At 60.6% G+C, this 16,545-nt stretch carries 13 protein-coding genes and 3 pseudogenes; 7 read left to right on the top strand and 9 right to left on the bottom strand.

Annotated elements, in window-relative coordinates; genetic code table 11:
* The first annotated feature begins 288 nt into the window (after positions 1-288).
* Both ATY75_RS18985 and ATY75_RS18980 read left to right on the top strand, forming a co-directional pair.
* Complete coding sequence (locus ATY75_RS18985) at positions 289-1,302, top strand: class I SAM-dependent methyltransferase (protein ID WP_088938758.1); 1,014 nt, start codon at positions 289-291, stop codon at positions 1,300-1,302.
* A gap of 163 nt (positions 1,303-1,465) precedes the next feature.
* Positions 1,466-1,936: a hypothetical protein gene (locus tag ATY75_RS18980; protein WP_088938757.1), complete on the top strand. Its 471-nt coding sequence runs from the start codon at positions 1,466-1,468 to the stop codon at positions 1,934-1,936.
* 104 nt (positions 1,937-2,040) lie between these two features.
* Here ATY75_RS18980 and traA read toward each other — a convergent pair whose 3' ends face one another.
* On the bottom strand, positions 2,041-6,699 hold the full coding sequence (gene traA, locus ATY75_RS18975; protein ID WP_088938756.1) for a Ti-type conjugative transfer relaxase TraA: 4,659 nt from the start codon (positions 6,697-6,699) through the stop codon (positions 2,041-2,043).
* A 173-nt stretch (positions 6,700-6,872) separates the two neighbouring features.
* Between traA and ATY75_RS18970 the strand changes: the two genes are divergently transcribed.
* Genes ATY75_RS18970 through traG form a run of 3 tightly spaced genes read left to right on the top strand, consistent with a single transcriptional unit; the run spans position 6,873 to position 9,299 of the window.
* Positions 6,873-7,160, top strand: coding sequence for a TraC family protein (locus ATY75_RS18970; protein ID WP_088938755.1), 288 nt, complete (start codon positions 6,873-6,875; stop codon positions 7,158-7,160).
* On the top strand, positions 7,150-7,389 hold the full coding sequence (locus tag ATY75_RS18965; protein WP_004676101.1) for a conjugal transfer protein TraD: 240 nt from the start codon (positions 7,150-7,152) through the stop codon (positions 7,387-7,389). Before ATY75_RS18970 ends, ATY75_RS18965 begins: the two co-directional genes overlap by 11 nt.
* Entirely contained in the window at positions 7,380-9,299 is a 1,920-nt protein-coding gene (traG, locus tag ATY75_RS18960) for a Ti-type conjugative transfer system protein TraG (RefSeq protein WP_004676100.1), read from the top strand. Before ATY75_RS18965 ends, traG begins: the two co-directional genes overlap by 10 nt.
* A gap of 8 nt (positions 9,300-9,307) precedes the next feature.
* Here traG and ATY75_RS18955 read toward each other — a convergent pair whose 3' ends face one another.
* Both ATY75_RS18955 and ATY75_RS18950 read right to left on the bottom strand, forming a co-directional pair.
* Positions 9,308-9,577, bottom strand: coding sequence for a type II toxin-antitoxin system Phd/YefM family antitoxin (locus ATY75_RS18955; RefSeq protein WP_088938754.1), 270 nt, complete (start codon positions 9,575-9,577; stop codon positions 9,308-9,310).
* Between the two features lie 154 nt (positions 9,578-9,731).
* Entirely contained in the window at positions 9,732-10,214 is a 483-nt protein-coding gene (locus ATY75_RS18950; protein WP_004676098.1) for a hypothetical protein, read from the bottom strand.
* Between the two features lie 502 nt (positions 10,215-10,716).
* Between ATY75_RS18950 and ATY75_RS18940 the strand changes: the two genes are divergently transcribed.
* A complete protein-coding gene (locus ATY75_RS18940) occupies positions 10,717-11,022 on the top strand; it encodes a WGR domain-containing protein (protein ID WP_004676097.1) in 306 nt (101 codons plus the stop codon).
* Positions 11,023-11,102: 80 nt separating this feature from the next.
* On the opposite strand, the gene ATY75_RS34650 is transcribed toward ATY75_RS18940, so the two are convergent.
* From ATY75_RS34650 to ATY75_RS35105, 6 genes and pseudogenes are all read right to left on the bottom strand, one after another.
* Positions 11,103-11,270, bottom strand: a complete 168-nt coding sequence (locus ATY75_RS34650) for a hypothetical protein (RefSeq protein ID WP_004676096.1) — start codon at positions 11,268-11,270, stop codon at positions 11,103-11,105.
* Positions 11,271-11,615: 345 nt separating this feature from the next.
* Positions 11,616-11,939, bottom strand: a complete 324-nt coding sequence (locus tag ATY75_RS18935; RefSeq protein ID WP_004676095.1) for a DUF736 family protein — start codon at positions 11,937-11,939, stop codon at positions 11,616-11,618.
* Positions 11,940-12,545: 606 nt separating this feature from the next.
* Positions 12,546-12,945 (bottom strand): annotated as a pseudogene (locus ATY75_RS18925) (type II toxin-antitoxin system VapC family toxin).
* Positions 12,942-13,208 carry an antitoxin of toxin-antitoxin stability system gene (locus ATY75_RS18920; protein ID WP_088938769.1) on the bottom strand — a complete coding sequence of 89 codons (267 nt, stop codon included), beginning with the start codon at positions 13,206-13,208 and terminating at the stop codon, positions 12,942-12,944. The pseudogene ATY75_RS18925 and the gene ATY75_RS18920 overlap by 4 nt, the downstream one beginning before the upstream one ends.
* 84 nt (positions 13,209-13,292) lie before the next feature.
* Positions 13,293-14,233 (bottom strand): annotated as a pseudogene (locus ATY75_RS18915) (DUF2493 domain-containing protein).
* 324 nt (positions 14,234-14,557) lie between these two features.
* Positions 14,558-14,815, bottom strand: a pseudogene (locus ATY75_RS35105) (toprim domain-containing protein); the annotation flags it as partial.
* A 309-nt stretch (positions 14,816-15,124) separates the two neighbouring features.
* Here ATY75_RS35105 and ATY75_RS18910 point away from each other — a divergent pair.
* The gene (locus tag ATY75_RS18910) at positions 15,125-16,315 is read left to right on the top strand and encodes a DUF1173 domain-containing protein (protein ID WP_037146978.1); all 1,191 of its coding nucleotides are present in this window, start codon (positions 15,125-15,127) and stop codon (positions 16,313-16,315) included.
* Positions 16,316-16,545: the final 230 nt, after the last annotated feature.

Here is a 16,545-nt window from a genome sequence, read left to right as displayed (position 1 = left end):
CTCTCGGGGTGAATTGATGGAATGATCCCCACTCGACAGCTGCTCCCTTGAAAAACCGGCGTGGTAGCGACCCTACCTCACCCCAAGTTGTCAACAAGCCAGGCTTTAACCTGAGGTCGAATTTCATGTCAATTTCATGAAAACCAATCAAAATCGTGGATGCGAAAACATGACGTTCGCGATCATCTTCTGCCGACATCATCGCTGACGGCACAATCTTTTCGGGATGCGCGATTTCCCTCCTGAATCCCAAAAACGCGATGGTGCGAGAGAAAGGCAGGCTTTCGCATGCGTGAATTTGCCGACTTCATTGAGGAGTGCGACCGTGCCCCTCGCCTTAACGAGCTTTCTGAGTTTTTTTCGACCACCGCATCCGGTGAGGCCGGAATGCCTATCCGTCCGCCCGAGCTCGATCGCCGCTTGTTCCCAGTGGACATGACGTTCAGGCGCTTTTCAGCCCTTCATCCGCTGCGCCGAGGTCCATTCGATAAGCACTACTTGAGCAGCATACCCTACCGCCTCGAAGAGGAGTGCCGCATAGGCGGCGCGATCCTCAAATACGCGCGGGCCAGAAAGGGTCAACTGCAACTCTACACGCTAGGTACAGCCGAGGGGACGATGGCTCGTGTGATCGGCGAACTTGGCAAGGGCAGGATAGAAACGCTGTCATGCAGTCCCAACGTCGAAAACCTTAGAAGCTTCTATGCCTATGGCGTTCCTCCTCATGCCATGTTTTTTCACGGACCATTTCATCATTTGACATCGCAAAGGGTCCAAGAAGACGTGGAGCTCCGAAAGTTTGGCAGCGGTTTCGATATCATCCTCGAGGACACGACTTTCCAGATGTATTCGCCAAATCGCTTCGATCAGATCCGTTTCGTCTCGCAGCATCTCAAGACCAACGGGCTCTTCATGTTCGTCGAGAAGTTCAGGCATGAAGACGCCGAGGAATATCGGCGGCGGGAACGCCAGAAGGACCATAGCTTCAAAGCTCGCTTCTTCAGCGCGTCAGATATTCGCGCCAAGGAAGAGACGGTGCTAACGCGAATGGATCGAAACGAAGTTACCCTTTCGGAGATGAGCGAAACACTACGCCGGTTCTTTGGACACTCATTCGTCACCTGGAACAGCGGCAATTTCTACACGCTTGTCTCCAGCAACAGTCGGGAGAATCTCGACCTGTTCCTATCGAAGCTGTCCCCACCCGCGATTCCGGCAGAATATGTCTATGCGGACCTTCCCTACCGCCTTTACCCGGAATCCGAAGCAAGGCGGCTATCGGGGCGATCTTGGACCCTTTAGCGATTCCTCATCTTCACCGTCGCGTAAGCGCAACTGCGTCACGTCTTCACGAGCCTCAACTGGAACAACGTTCGCGTCAGCAGAAAGCGCTCCATCACGTTGAGCAGCCCTCAGCGCTTTGCCACCTCTAAAAGCCTTTTTTCTCCAAATAGGCAGGAACAGCATGAAGAAATCGATTGGCGAAGTCCGTCACTTCGTTGAGCTGAGCCCGCCGTGCAACGCGCATCTGGTCCTGACACGAGCGCCATCATTCGCGGGTGAGGAAGATGTTCCAAAGTGCGTGCACGTCGCCGAAGCGTGTGTCGCAATCACGCGCACGCAGCACGTTGCCGACAAGATCTGCACGCAAATCGAGAACTTCTACCAATCCCTCGTCTCCGTGGGACCTGACAGGTTTCTAGCTTTCGAAGGTGGAGGCGCGATCATAAGGCCGACCAGTGAAAGCCTGTTCTTCACGGTCTCAGCGCGAGACCTCGTCACTTTCTGTGGCATCCGCGCGCTGCTGGAAGCAGGCTTGTTTCTGGCCACGTCCGTGTCCGAGGGGGCTATAGAGTGGCTTCACGCAGACGGCACCCGATCTGGTGAAACCTGCAATCGCCTCTACAACGACCGCTGCGGAACGGACGAACAGTAGCTTCGACCGCTCCGCCACCCAAAGGAAGATCGATCTCGGAACAATCGGGTCGTAGTGCTTTTCCAATCGACCAACCATTTCGTCCCCCCGCTTTTCTTCGAGTCTCAGAGGTTGATGCCGCGAGCGCGGCTAGCAGCCCTTCGGCGCCGCTCCGCTATGATCTGCTCACTGCTCTGCAGACGGACAGTCTGCTGCAGGACCTTCAGCCGCTCCTGCATCGCCGCGAAGGCCGGGCGCTGCGCCGGCGGGACCCGATTGATGAGATCCTTGTCACCCCGGACGAGGGCATTGCGACCGAAGCGCTCGTCGAGCGCTCGGCTGACAGCGGCAAACTCCCGGGCAATGCCCTGCTCGAGGGAAGCGGCGGAAACACTCAGCTTCCTGCTGTCCTTCCTCACCTCGACCGTCAGGTGCGCCAAAGCCTCTTCCGCAGCTTTCGAAAGAGCTGGAATGGCAACCGCCATGCGCCGCCGTTCGTCCGTGATAGCCTGGCGTTCGGCATCGAGGGCATTGAGGCGGGCCGCACCGAGCGCGCGCAGGCGCGCTGCAGCTTCCGGCACGGCCCGCATCGCCTCTTTCCGCTCCCGGCCGGACGCCAGCATCCGGTCCAGCAGGCGATTAGAACCGCGCAAAGCCCCATAGGCGGCCGGATCATTGGTCACCGCGGCGGCGATGCGATCAGCAGCAAAGCCTTTCCGGAGCAGCTCCTCGATCTTGCCGACGGCGCCCGACGGATCGCGCCAGATCATTGTCGCGGCGTTGGCCAATGCGCCACGCTGCTGGCGATAGAAAGGGTTGGAGAGCGCCCGCAATCGAGCCTCATCGTCGACCGACGTCTTGAACGCGATGACGGCAGCAAGCATCGGCGGCACGGCGACATTCTCCTTCCCCGGTCCGTTCTCTGTCTCTTGGCCCCGAACAACACTGGCAGCCATGACGATCTTCGAGCGATCCTGCCGCTCGGCGAGATGCTGCGCCTCGGCAAAACGTTTGACCGCTTCGAACAGCCGGGCCAGCTCCTCGCGCCGGCCGGCCGTCAGATCTTCCGGCAAACGCTCGGTCATATTGCGTTCAGCAACCGCATCCGCCTTCGCGGTGAATGCGCTCCAGCCGAAGCGTGCCGTTAACGCTTCGCTGACCGCCTTGATCTCCTGCACGACCGAGCGGTCCTCGGCGGCAAGCGCAAAGGCGCTCTTATAGGCGTCGTCCCCGTCCCGGTTGCGCACCGCCTCGATCTCCATAAGGCGCGCCATCGCGCGCTCGGAAAGCGCCGGGATCGATAATGACATGTAGGAGCGCCGCGTCTGCTCACGCATTTCGAACCGTTCGGCATTCCGGCGGAACCCGGTCGCATGGGCCCGGGCCAGGGGAAGCAGTTCCTCCAGGGCTGCCTTTGCGACCTTGCGCTCGGAAAGCGCCGCGCCTCCGTCGACGATCAGCTCGGAGCCACGCAGCCGGCCGAGCCGGTCGGGTGCTGCGGCAAGATCAGCAGTGAGCCTGCGGGGTTCGGTGCCGGTGTCCGAGGCGAGCGCATTCAGGGCGACAAGTGCTGCATCCGGATCCCGGTAGATCTTAGTAAGCAGCGGTCGCAGCATCGTTTCCCGCTCCGTCCAGGCCGGTGACGAACGCTGCGCCAGCCGCGCATCCGCCTCGACACTCCTAACGAAGGACGTGCTCGGCGGGATCAGATACTGTGGTTCGCCAGCGCTTGCGCTCGCGATGGTGTGGGATTCAGTTCGCGCCTCGTTGTAGGCGAAGCGCCGTTCCCGCTCGATGGCAAAACCGAGCGCCACGCTTGCCCGCTCCCAGAGCTTTTCCACCTGCTCTCGCTTTGCGGTAATCCACGTCCAGCGCCGGGAAAGGCTTTCCTCCATCTCGGCGGCAGCAAGCGAGAGATGATCGAGCCCGCGGCGCCGGGCGAAGTCTTGCGCCTGGGCGCGATAGCCCGCCTCGCTCTCAAAATCGAGCGTCGTCGTCTTGGCACCGGAGCGCGACAAGCGTTCGACAAGCGGATTGAAGAGTTCCGGCCGATGACTTTCCCGCTCGATGCGCTCCTGTCGTGCGCTAGCGGTCTCGACCTGGCTGGCTGTCCAGACGTTGCGATCGACCTCCCTCTCCTCGTAACGCTTCTGACCCGTCTCCTCGTCGACAATGGCAATCTGGACCTTGACCCGCTCGACACCATCCTTGCGCAGCGTGATGGTGTCGCCGTCGGAGATGCCGGCATCGTCGAGCGCTTTCGGCAGGCTGACGCCCCAGAGCCGATGGGCGGTTCCGTCGTCCGTCCTGACATCGGCATAGGGGCTGTCGTCGGCATCCTCGTCCTCGGGCCGGAATTTGGCTTCGCCGGTTTCGACAAGCTCGCCGGTGACACCGGCGGCATGATCGACACGCGGTTTGCGTCCCCATTCCGGTCTCGGCTCAAAATCCTCTTTCGCCGCATAAAGATCGACGCGGTCGCGATGCCGGGTCATCGACACATAGGTCAGATGCCGGTCCATCATGCCGGTGGCGAGCACGAAGGTGCGATCGACGGTCGACCCTTGAGATTTGTGGATCGTTGCGGCATAGCCGTGGTCGACATTGTCATAACTGTCCTCGCCGAAGACGACTTTATTGCCATTGTCGAGCAGAACCGACAGCAGCGGATCGCCGCGTTTGTCGCCGGTCGCGGTGACCGTGCCGAGCATGCCGTTCTTGACATATTGCGGCCCGGAGTGCTTGGCCCGCGGCTCGAGGAAGCGGGCGTTCTCCAGGAAGATGATGCGGTCGCCGGCGGCAAATTTTCGCGCCCCGCGCTCGGTCCGGAAGCTGCGGCTTTCGCCGAGGGCATTATCGCCGGCCATCACCTCACGCAGCGCCTCGTTGAGCTTGCGGACATCGTCGTTGGTGTGGGCGAGCACCAGCAGTTCATCACCGCGAAGACGGCCATCCCTGCCCTCGGAGATCGAGCGACCGATTGCGTGTTTGCGTGCCTCTGTCCAATCGACCACAATCCTGTCGATCGTTTCCTCGCGTGTGCCCGCCTCGACCAGGTGGCCCTGCTGGGTATAGGCGTCGAGGCCCTTCTCGACCTCGCCGCGGGCAAACAGCCGTGAGGCATTACGTGCCCAGGCCTCACGCTGGCGGCGCACGCCGGCAAGCTCTGCAAAGCCGATGCGTTCGGTAATTGCCCGGAAGGCAGCACCGGCCTGGATCGGCTGCAGCTGCATCGCATCGCCGACCAGCACGACCTTTACCTCAGCCTCCTCGGCAATCTTCAGCACACGGGCCATCTGCTGCGAGGCCACCATGCCGGCCTCGTCGATCACCAGCACATCACCGCGATGGAGCGTATCGCGGCCATTGGCCCAGGCCAGTTCCCAGGAGGCAAGTGTCCGCGACTTGATGCCGGAACTGTCTTGCAGCCCTTCTGCGGCCTTGCCGGCAAGGGCTGCACCGATCACCCTGTGTCCCTCGCCCTCCCAGGCAAGACGTGCGGCAGCAAGCAGCGTCGATTTGCCGGCGCCGGCAAGGCCTACAATAGCGGCAATGCCACCATCACCGGTGACATGACGGACAGCATCGACCTGCTCTGCATCGAGCCGGAACGGAGTTTTGGGATCGCCGCTCTCGATGCTCTCCACGCGTTCGATCGCCACCGTCACATTCCGCTCGGAAACACCGAAGCCGCGACGCTCCGACAAAACCCGCGCCGACTGCGCCATGTCGTATTCGATGCGCAGCATCTCCCGCGTCGTAAACATCGCGGGCTCCGACACCTTTCCTGTCTCTGCCTCGATCTCCTGCGGCTTCAGTATGACCAATTGGTCCGACGCCATCAGCCTGGCGCGGATGTTGGCAAAATCGGTGGGATCGTCGACATAACGGTGCAGCGCCCTGGCGATATCCCTCTCGTCGAAGGTAGAGCGTTCATTGCCGAGCTGCTTCAGCAAAAGCTCCGGCTCTGAAAGCAGCCGATCGGCCATCTCCTGACGGCGGGCGAGATCGGCCGGCGCGAAGTGGAGCTCCCTGCCCTTCCTCGCCAGCGCCGCCTTCTCCGGCCCGAGATGTTTTTGCGCGATGCCGTCGAGGCCCTGTTCGGCATAGGAGCGACCGTCGAGGCGGATGTCATGTCCGGCCAGCGCCAGATGCCGGTTGGCCGTTTCCGCCCAGGCGATCTTCCACGCCTTCATCGTTTCCTTGTCGCCCGCCCAGACTTTGTAGACGATCTTGCCGTTCGGGCGGTCCGGCGTGACGACACGCAGCGGCTTGCCACCCTCACCAAGCACTGGAACCTTCTTTGCCCCGAACCCCTCCTCCGTCAGCGGCCGGAGCGTCGTCATCAGGTGGATGTGCGGGTTGCCGTCCTTGTCGTGATAGACCCAGTCGGCGATCATTCCTTTCGAGGTGAGATTGTCGCGGACGAATTCGCGCACCAGCGTGATATTCTCGGCCCGCGTCAGCTCCTCCGGCAGCGCGATGATCAGTTCGCGGGCGAGCTGTGCATCCGCCCGCGTCTCGAAAGCGTCGACCGCATTCCAAAACACTTCGCTGGCCTTGCTGACGGACTGACCTGATATCGCCGACCGCAGCCAATCCGGGATCTCATCCGGCAGCGCCAGTTCCTCATGCATGAGCTCCGACGCCCCGCCCCTGTAGCTGAACGACGTGCCGGCCTGCTCGTCCATCATCCGGGCGCGATGGCGATAGGCGGCAGCCGAGACGATGCTGCGTCCCGATCCCCTGCTGATCACCTGCGCTCTGACGAACATGATCGCCACTGGCGTCTCCAGACTGGCCCAAGCACGTCGCGACAGCGACGTATATTGCGCCCTCAAACAGATCGGACCGAAGGGCCGATGCCGCTTTTCTGGTTGCACGGTAGCGCATTTTACTGTTTTATTCTAGTTAGTATAATCGCACCTTCGACATCAAAGCAGAAAAGGAACCAGGAATGGCGACAAAATCATCGATTTCCGATCTCGACGCCCAGATCGAAAAGCTGCGCGAACGCAAACGATTGTTGATAGTTAAATCGGCCGAGCGGTTTGCCCGCGCCGCGACCAGAACCGGGCTGGCGGAGATGGAGATCGCCGACGAGGAGGTCGATCGGATCATCGAGGAAACCGCCGCGCGATTTCGGAAGGGGGAAAGGAAAGGCGCCGCTGGCCCCACTCCTCAAACGCGTCGACCAGCAGATAGCGGCGCTGGAGCGCAGGGGCAGGTTCCAAATGACGGCTGAGCGCAAGCGCGACACGCGCGAAAAGATCCTGCTCGGCGGGATCGTCGTCAAAGCCGGGCTATCGAAGGCGGATCGGGCGTTCCTGCTCGGCGGCCTCATAGAAATGGCAAGGCTCGTCCCAGGCTCCATCGAGCATCGGCGGCTGCGCGATATCGGCGAAGAGGCTTTCAAGGCCCCCTCTCTGAGGAACGGTTCATCGCATCTCGAGGAGAAAGTAAGATGGGCCTAAGAGGGAAACCGCATCCGAGCCTGTTACTCGTTTTGGTACCGATCGCCGTCACCACGATCACAATCTACATTGTTGGCTGGCGATGGCCGGGACTCGCCGCCGGCATGTCCGGGAAGATAGAACACTGGTTCCTGCGGGCAGCACCTGTACCGCCTCTACTGTTCGGACCTCTTGCCGGACTTCTGACCGTGTGGGTCTTGCCGCTGCATCGGCGAAGGCCGGTCGCCATGGCAAGTCTTTTGTGTTTTCTCAGCGTTGCCGCCTTCTATGCGCTGCGCGAATTCGGCCGGCTTGCACCTACTGTGCAGGCCCGGGTCGTTCCGTGGGATCGAGCGCTGTCCTATCTTGATATGGCCGCAGTCATTGCTGCCGTCGCCGGCTTCATGGCAGTGGCGGTGTCCGCCCGCATCTCCGTCGTCGTGCCAGATGAAATCAAGCGTGCCCGGCGTGGAATATTTGGAGATGCCGATTGGCTGCCGATGGCGGCAGCAGGAAAGCTGTTCCCGCCGGATGGGGAAATCGTGGTCGGCGAGCGTTATCGGGTCGACAAGGAAATCATCCATGCGCTTCCCTTCGATGTAAACGATCGCAGCACATGGGGACAGGGCGGGAAGGCGCCATTGCTCACCTACAGACAGGACTTCGATTCCACCCATATGCTGTTTTTCGCGGGATCGGGCGGATACAAAACGACCAGCAACGTCGTGCCGACGGCGCTCAGATATACCGGACCCATGATCTGCCTCGATCCTTCCACTGAGGTCGCGCCCATGGTCGTCGAGCACCGCACCAATGCGCTCGGGCGCGAGGTCATGGTGCTCGATCCGACGAACCCGATCATGGGCTTCAACGTGCTCGACGGGATCGAAGCATCCAAGCAAAAGGAAGAGGACATCGTCGGCATTGCCCATATGCTGCTGTCGGAAAGCCTTCGCTTCGAAAGCTCGACGGGATCCTACTTCCAGAACCAGGCGCACAACCTCCTGACCGGTCTGCTCGCCCATGTGATGCTCTCGCCCGAATATGAGGGCCGGCGAAGCTTGCGCAGTCTCCGCCAGATCGTTTCCGAACCGGAGCCCTCGGTGCTCGCTATGCTGCGCGACATTCAGGAGCATTCCGGTTCGGCCTTCATCCGCGAAACGCTCGGCGTCTTCACCAACATGACCGAGCAGACGTTTTCGGGCGTCTATTCCACAGCATCGAAGGATACCCAGTGGCTGTCGCTCGACAGCTATGCCGCGCTCGTCTGCGGCAATGCCTTCAAATCGAGTGATATCGTTTCGGGCAAGAAGGACGTCTTCCTCAACATCTCCGCATCGATCTTGCGCTCCTATCCGGGCATCGCTCGTGTGATCATCGGCTCGCTCATCAACGCCATGGTGCAGGCCGACGGCGCCTTCCAGCGCCGGGCGCTGTTCATGCTCGATGAGGTCGATCTGCTCGGCTACATGAGGGTGCTCGAGGAGGCGCGCGACCGCGGCCGCAAGTACGGCATCTCGATGATGTTGATGTACCAGTCGGTCGGGCAGTTGGAGCGGCATTTCGGGAAGGATGGCGCGACGTCATGGATCGATGGCTGCGCTTTCGCCTCTTACGCAGCGATCAAGGCGCTCGACACGGCGCGCAACCTCTCTGCGCAATGTGGCGAGATGACGGTGGAGGTGAAGGGCAGTTCCCGCAACATCGGCTGGGACACGAAGAACAATGCATCCAGGAGATCCGAGAACGTCAACTTCCAGCGCCGGCCGCTGATCATGCCGCACGAGATCACCCAGTCGATGAGGAAGGACGAGCAGATCATCATCGTCCAGGGGCATAGTCCGATCCGCTGCGGCCGGGCGATCTACTTCCGGCGAAAGGAGATGGATCAGGCAGCGAAGGTCAATCGTTTCGTCAAACCGGTGCTATGATCGTGGTTTTATGAGCGGCCCACCTCGTCCTCGCCGGCATAGGCGTCGACGGCGTTTTCGAGTTCGGCAAAAAGCTCATCGGGCATCGTTTCGATAGTGCCGACGGTGCGTCGGTCTGCCTGCCTGATCAGTTGCTGATAATCTTCGATATTGAGGAGAACCAGCCGGGGTTTGTTCCGCTGGGCGATCGTCACCGGATGACGCAGCGCCTCGGCGATGATGTCGCCGGATTTACATGAGAGGTCACTGGTTGAATACGTCCCGCTTGGCTTCGGCATTGGGCTTCCTTGCTATCGCTGGAATTTACAGCATTTACAACATTACTGCGATTGTTGTGAAACTTCGCAGCCGTCCTTCCTCGGCTCACTTGAGGGCCATCGGCAACTGAGAGGCAACCTCGTCTGTCGCCTCTCAGTATGTGAGATGGTGCTGCTACCACCATGACCAAACGACGCGCCCCGCATAGACCGGGATGCGAGTTGCCAACGTGATATCCTTGATGATCGGCGCCAGCGAGCCGAGTTCGTCCGCAATCAGCGCAACGAGCTCAGGATAGTTGATATCGACGCCAGTGTCGTCGGCAGCCCAAGCGCTCATCCAATCGCCGCCGTTGACGCGGAATTCATGCGTGTCGTAATCAATTTCGAGTTCGTCCAGCAGATTGATAGTGAAGCGCCCGAAAATCTCGATCTCGCCCTCCAGCTGATATTCGGCGAATTCATCCTCCCCGATGAGAACACTTCGTTCCAATTCCATGATGACGCTGATCCGATCGATTGCCGCGTCGAGCCCCTCAACCAGGCGATCGTGAAGCTCTCGCGAAAAATCGCTGTCGCAGCCGAAGCGGTTTGCCAGGACGACGAGCCGGAAGCCGGCAAACTTGGTGTAGAGTATGAGGTTCTGATCGGTTGTCATAATGTGATCTCCTTCGTTGATGACGGAGATCGGCCACTCTCTTGCAAAGAGGGGTCAAGGACCGCGGAACGCGGCTCGCAAGCGGGGGAACCGATTTTTCCAGAGCGCAGTGAAACGCAGCAGCGGAAAAATTGGGGGAGACGCGCCGTCCTTGACGCCGGATTTGCTGGAGTAAAATTGGACGTCAGAGAGAGAAGAGACCCGCGGACCCGAAGGGGACGCGACCGTTTCCGGCGTGAGCCGGCAGGAGGTGTCGAGGATAGAACCGCCGCCCTGCGGCTGGGCAATTCGCTCACGTCATTCCGCGAGAGGGGGCGTGACCGGAGGCGGAGACGGTGTTCGGGCTCCGTGAGCGGAGCGAATAGCACCCGGCCGCCGATTGGCCGGCTCGCCCAAATCCATGATCTTCGGCTTCAACGATCATCACAAAAATGAATCGGTGTGGGCCGACCGATTCATAAGTGTCGTTAGACGCAAAAGCTGGAAGAGGCGACTCTCCGTCATGCTCACTCAACCCTATCAGCTCTACATCGAACGCAGGGACGCGACGAAAAACATGGCGCGCTTCTACGCGCTCGCAATCGAACCGACGTTGTTCGGCACACCATGCCTGACGCGGCGATGGGGACGCATCGGAACGATCGGACAAGCCATGGTGCATCACTTCGACAGAGAGGAGGATGCAGTCCGTATGTTCCTCGAACTTCTCCGATCAAAACGGGCGCGCGGCTATAGGCCGAACACAAATGTCGGACGGGAACCCATGGTCCGGGCTGTCCGCGGAAGTCTTCCTGGTCCTTGCCGGTAATTATCGGCGTGAAGCGCAGCTTCGGGTCGACGCGCCGGTCGATCCGGCGTGCCGGCCCAGGCGAGGAGGCAAACGCCGCCTCAGAAGGGTGGCGCGGCGTCGATGGCGCCCTCCTGCTCGGCGATCGCTACCCTCAGTTCGGCCCGAGCGATCTCCAGCTCCGCTTCGATCTGGCGGCGCTCAGCCGGATCGGCGTTCCTGAGCTCGGCCCGCAGTTCCTCAACCTGAATTTCGAGTGCAATCGTCATCGTCGTCGTCTCCTGAAATGTGAAAGATGACGCCCGGGGTCGTGAGGATCGGGCCGGGTCAAGGATCGCGTCAGCGACCGGCGGAGCCGGCGAGCGGAGGAACCGATTTTCTGACGGTGCCCTTCAGGGCGCCGGCTGAAAATTGGAGGGGCCGCGAAGTCCTTGAGGCGGCACGAGCCTCACGGCAGACTTCAAGTATCTGAGCAGACAGGGTCCTTGGTCTCGTGTGGCACGACAGGAGGATTGAAGGCGGGCTCGATGCCCGCTTTCAATCCCGCTATTGCGCGCAAAACCTGAGATACGGCGAAGCCGGCCCCGATTGCTCGGGGCCGCTCGCTTTGTTCTTCAGTTCGGGCTGTTCCAGAGGATCACCTTCTTGCTAGGATCGCCGCCGGGTGCCGGTGCGAGATTGCCGAAGATCACACCGATCTCGGGAGCCTCAAGCTTCACTGAGAGGTATTCCTCGCCGGTCTGCCGCGCGATGCGGTTCCAGGCGGCGCCGATCTCGAAGCCCGTCTTGCGGTGAATGACGCGGTAGTCGGGCGCTTCTTCGCTTGCCTTGCTGGCATTTGGGACGATGGCGATCGGGGCGTTGACCCGGATCGTGGCGAAGACGCCTTCGAGGATGCCGTCGGTCTTCTGCGTGAGCGTTGCGATCGTGGTGGCCATGGTTGTTGTCTCCTTCGGTTGCTCGGGACCATTCCCGATGGCGCACGAAGAGACGGCCGACCTGCTGCGGTCAGCTCGCCTGAAAATTTTGCAAAATTCTATTTTCCACCAGGATAAACGAACCGAAATCGAATTTTGCAAAAATTTCGGGCGAGTCTTACCCCTTCAGGGGTTGGCCGCCAAAGCAGGCGGTCGTCTATACGAGCGATATAAAACGGGAATGGTTCGGGGCAATCGAAGGAGACAACAAACCATGGCCTCCCGGTCCAAGCACTGGGGGATATTGGCCGCACACTCCACGGACGCTTCGCCCGCATGTCGATCAACATAATACCCTCGCCCGCTCCCGGCTGCGGCAGGCTGTGAGCACCTCGATAACATTTCTGCTGATCGGCGAGGTCGCCGCGGCACCGCATTGCCGTCTGCAGACCGTGCTCCAATCCCGGGTGAAGCTGTTCACGCGGGCGTCGAATGAGTGATCTTCCCCAAACGTGCCCGCTCCCAAGCACCTGAGCCGCCGATGGGTCGCCAGGTACATCGCCATTGGCAAACACGCAACCGGAACGATCTGAGCCGGCTTCATCCGCGGAGCCAAGCTCGGTGAGATCACAAGGCAACAGGATCGGAGCAAGTCACAAACGGAATGCCATAAAGCGCGACATTTTGATCGTCCGAAACCAAATACGCTCCCTCCGCCACGGCTTGCGCCATGAGCAGATGATCGAAAGGATCGCGGTGATGAAGTGGAAGAGCAGCGAGAGCGATAAGATGCGCGTCCGAGATATCCAGCCGGTCGAAACCTTGATCCGGCAAAATCGCAACAATCTCTTCGATATCGGCATCAAGTTTGCCGATGCGCAGCTTCACAGTGATTTCCCAAAGGGAGACAGCACTGACGACAGGCATCATTCTCGGGATCGCCAATAAGGCGACGCGCATGGTTCCCTAGCTTCTCGTCGTCGTTCAGCCACCACAGCAAGGCATGTGTATCGAGCAGCAGCCTCACGTCCCGTCTTCCATGGACTTCAGAACATCCGCCGGCAGACCATCGAAGTCATCGGCAACTATGATCTTTCCGCGCAACGCGCCTGGTTTCCGCATGACGACGCCGGCTGACGGCGGGCCGATTTCGGCGACAACCTTGTGATGCGACGTCAGGACGAACCGCTGGCCGTCTTCGACCTGCTTGAGGAAAGACGTCAGGTTGCCGCGAAATTCCCGCACGCCGACACGGCGGGGAGATGGTATCTGCTGCCGAGATTGGGTCATGGCGAAGCTCCGTTTCAGCGGCAAATGTGTACACAATTTTTGCGAAATGCAAGCATCTCCTTCAGCCGTATGGACAGATGGCGCTTACGCGCCATCTCCCGCCGCTTGCCAAAACGGAGATGCCAAGTCGGCGGGCCTTGTCGGCAAGATTGCCGGTAATGCCGGAGCCGGGGAAGATGACGACGCCAGCCGGCATGACCGAGAGCATGTCGTCATTGCGGCGGAACGGTGCGGCCTTGGCGTGCTTCGTCCATTCGGCTTGAAGGCGATCTGTATCACCTTGCGCGCTTCTGCCCAGCAGGCAGCGATACGTTCGGCGCCCTTCGGCGAGCCGCCGTGCAGCAGCACCATGTCGGGATATTTGGCGAGGGCTTGATCGAGTTTCGCCCAGATTCGTTCGTGATCATTGTAGTCGATGCCGCCGCCGAAGGCGATCTTGGTGCCTGCCGGGATCAGCACTTCGGTCTCGGCGCGCCGGCGGGCGGATGGAAAGTCTCTGGAGTCGATCATCGCCGCGGTCATGTTGGCGTGGCTGACCTTGGAGCCCGTCCGCGGCCGCCATGCCGAGCCGCATTGGCTTCGAAGTGGTCGCCCGCATAGGCGCGCATGAACTCGAAGGCATTGCGGCGCTCAAGCAGCGTGATGCCTTCGGCAACGAGGCGCTCCAACTCGACACTCTTGACCTCCGAGCCGTCCTGCTCGCGCTGACCGTTGCGTTGGCTATCCTCATTACGCTGAAGCTCCCGCTGGATGCGCTCGCCGGCGCGGTGGAAGAGATTGACCGTCGACCACAGGAGGTCTTCGAGATCGGGCTCCAGGCGGGTATTGCCGAGCATTTCGAATAGAGCATCGAACATGGCGGTCAGCGCCGACTGGACGACCGGCTCCTCCGGCAGCGGACGCGGGTCCGGTTCATCCTGGAAGGGGCGATGGCCGTAGATCTGCATCTCGTAGATGAAACGGTCGGTTGGGGACGAGGCGGGGCGGGGCTCGAAGGCGTCGTCGATGGGAAGACTTAGGTTCAGATGGTCTCCGTCGGATTTGGGCCGCGCCTCTCGCGGCCTGACGGCGATCCCTGTCCACGCGGCAGACGGGCCGGAACCGCGGCGCCTGACGCCGCGGCGAAGCGCCGGGCGGCGGAAGGGAGGTTTCTTGCTGTGCCAGGAATGGCGGGCCGCACGCGGCCCAAGCCAGGGGAAGAAACCTGAGCGACCCGCTGAAGGCCCGCCCGCCGCATGGTAAGGGTCGCCTCTCGGCAGGCCCGCGGGCGGGCGCCTACCCGTGCTGCGACCGGCAGAGACCTGCCATCCTGTAGGCCCTCACGCCCTCACCTTCCCCGTCCGGCTCGATCATGCGGGCAGAAAGGCCAGAGCGTTTCAGAACGAGCTGCGCCCTGAGATTAGCGATGAGCCGTTCCGGACTGAGCCGGCGCAGATCCTCGTTGAAGTCGCCGAACTCCGGGGCAAGCACTAGCGGCAGGATCCCCAGCGCCTGGGCGCGGTAGCTCAATCCCTCGATACGTGCCGGCCGGCCGCATCGGCGTCAGCTGCGATGTAGAGACGCCGGCAGCCATCGGGCAGTCGGAAGGCGGCAAGGTGATCGGCGGTTCAGTGCCGGCCGGCTCGAAGGGCTGGGTAGCACGCGATTAGAACTCACTTCATGCTGGCGCAGCCTCTACATTTTGACCGGCTGACTTCTAATCAACGCACCGTTGACTTCTAATTATCATGATCGTTAATTTTAATTTTTGGAGGCTGGAATGCACGTATCTTCTTTCCTGCCTTGGCGTTGAAATCGGCCCCAGCGGCCGTAACATTTACATACTAACTATTTTGCGCTAGTAAAGTGCGCGAAGCTCATGCTACGCCTTCCTTTTACGGCTCGATCAGCCTTTGGCCAGGCAAGGGAGGAACGACGTGCGACAGTTTTTGATCGGCAACCAGGCGTTCGACGACAGTTCTCCAGAGTTTCTGCCGCAGCTCGAACGCGCTTACGAACAGAAGCTCAGGCCACTTTGCCCGTGTCGGCAACCGCCGGTGCCGATGTATATCGCCCGGATGGATGGCCAATTCCTGATCAAACGGATGCCGCTTTCAGGACGAGATCACGATCCCGGCTGCCCATCCTATGAACCGCCATATGAGCTGTCGGGTCTTGGTCCATTGATCGGCAATGCCATCCAGATCGACGCAGCGACGGGCGCGGCTGTGCTGAAACTCGATTTCTCGCTGTCGAAACGAGGGAACCGATCGGCTTCGGCCTCATCTTCGGAGCCGTCGGAAACGGTGCGAAACGATCCGAAAAAGCTGTCGCTCAAGGCCATGCTCCATTATCTCTGGGAGACAGGGGAACTGACTGAATGGACGGCGCTGTGGGCTGGGAGACGCGGCTGGGGTCGCGTCCGCAGCAGCCTGCTGAACGCAGCGCGACAGATGATTGTCCGCGGCGGTCCGCTTAGCGACATCCTGTTCGTGCCGGAAGTGTTTCATCAGGAGGACAAGGAAGGGATCTCCGCCAGGCGCGCAGCGATGTTGGCCGGAGCCCAGTTAACCGGTCCCGGTCCGCGGAAACTGATGATGACCGTCGGAGAGGTAAAGGAATTTTCCTCAGCGCGCGATGGCCAGAAGATGCTGGTGCGCCACCTGCCTTTCCCCTTCATGCTCGATGAGGGTGCGTGGAAACGGTTGAATGCCCGATATGAAACCGAACTGGAACTGTGGCGATCCAACGAGGGGTTTCATCTCATCGTCATCGCCACGTTCGGCATTTCGGGAGCGGGGATAGCTTCGGTCGAGGAAGTGGCGCTGATGGTGGTCAATGAGAACTGGATCCCGTTCGAAACCATCCATGAACAGCGTCTCCTGGAGCGGCTCTCAAGCCTGAAGCGAAGAAGCGTGAAAGGACTCCGGTTCGATCTTTCGCGCGACCAGCCGATTGCCTCCGTGACCTTACCGGAGGCAAAGCCAGCGCCGATCGCCATGTTCATCGTTCCGACGAAGGCCGACGAAGACTATGACGTTGCACTGAATGAGATGATCGCCGCGAGAGCCGAGATGACGCCGTGGATCTGGCGTGTGGCCGACGGCGAAATGCCGCGGCTGCCATGATCCACACCAGCCTCCTTGGTCAGCGACGTAGGCGCCCTAAAAGGAAGCCATCGCCCGGGCGATCTCGAATGCGTGAAGCTATATCCCGGTCAAATCGGCCCAGAGAACTCTCTGCCATTTCTGCATAGCTGCACTGCACAAAAAATGTTTTACCAAGCGGTCAAAATATGAGCATATTGCCTCCAGTTGATGCAGTCGATGGTTTTCCTCCCAGTGCCATCGTATCAGCT

It is taken from the genome of Rhizobium sp. N122 (genome assembly GCF_002211295.1).
Taxonomy (GTDB): Bacteria; Pseudomonadota; Alphaproteobacteria; order Rhizobiales; family Rhizobiaceae; genus Rhizobium.
Note: the sequence above shows the minus strand (reverse complement) of the source record. Positions and strands in the feature narration are given on the sequence as shown.